We start from the raw sequence: 1,273 nt of genomic DNA, 5'->3' as shown, positions 1-1,273 counted from the left end.
TTGCTATAAAAAGCTGTCTATATTTCTTTCGAAGAGTAAAGCACATAACAAACTTTCAAACTTGGAGGTGAGTAATGGATGAATTAACTAATAAATTTTCTGCATTTGGTGGTTTAGACTGGGCTAATAACAAACATGATGTATGTGTTCAGTTAGGTCACGACGGTAAACGAACATTTGAAATTATTTCACATACACCAGAAGACCTTGATGAATGGCTAACTAAGCTACACCATCAAGCAAAAGGTAATATTGCGGTGGCTGTTGAATTGACTAAAGGGCCGATTGTTTATGCTCTGCAAAAGTATAGCTTTATTACAGTGTAGCCAGTCCAAGCTTTAACTTTAGCTCGTTATAGACAAGCCTTTAATCCCAGTGGTGCTAAAAATGACCCTACGGATGCTGAGTTAGCACTAGATCTTATGCTCAAGTACCCTAGCAAAGTAACACCACTAAAACCAAGTAGTAATGATATTCGAGTTCTTGCTCAACTCGTTGAACAACGTCGCTTACTCGTCGAAGATAAACGTCGATATGTAAACCGCCTTATCGACGCTTTAAAGCAGTATTACCCGCAACCATTAGCATGGTTATCTCATTGTGATAGTGGCCTATTCTTTAACTTTATTTCTAAGTGGCCGTCGTTACAAAGTCTAAAACGAGCGAGAGAAAACACAATAAGAAAGTTCTTTTTAAGTCATGGAGGAAATGCGGTTTCATTAACCGACCAGCGGATAGAAGCTATCAAAAATGCTGTTCCCTTAACAGAAGACAAAGCCGTAATATTGCCGTATAGCTTATTCGTCGAAACACTCATAGAACAATTGAAGACAGTCATAGTTGCCATAAAAACATACAACGAAAAAAATATATACGTTATTTACCGATATGCCAGATGCTGAACTATTTAAATCCCTCCTGGCACTGGACCTTGCCCCGCTCCAAGACTTTTGGCTGCCTTAGGAGATGATAGAGCTAGATTTACAAGCGCGCAGTAAATGCAGAATTACGCAGGGTTATCTCCTGTAACAGAAAGAAGGGGTTAAAAGTGCTGGGTTCACTGGCGATGGCAGTGCTCTAAGTTTATTAGGCAAAGCTTTATCGAGTGGTCAGCTAAGAGTGTAGGAGTGTCATATTGGGCTGGGCTATATTACAACCAACAACGAGCTAAGGGTAAGTCTCATCAATCAGCGGTAAGAGCTTTGGCTTTCAAGTGGGTGCGTATTGTATTTAGGTGTTGGAAAACGAAAGTACCTTATGATGAATCCAAATA

General features: G+C 39.7%; 1 pseudogene. It reads left to right on the top strand.

The features are described 5' to 3' along the window. Positions 1-74: 74 nt before the first annotated feature. Positions 75-1,273: pseudogene (locus tag H4J67_RS19890) on the top strand (IS110 family transposase); the annotation flags it as partial.

The organism is Colwellia sp. BRX10-4 (assembly GCF_014077465.1).
GTDB lineage: Bacteria > Pseudomonadota > Gammaproteobacteria > Enterobacterales > Alteromonadaceae > Colwellia_A.
This window is presented reverse-complemented; position numbering and strand designations above follow the sequence as displayed.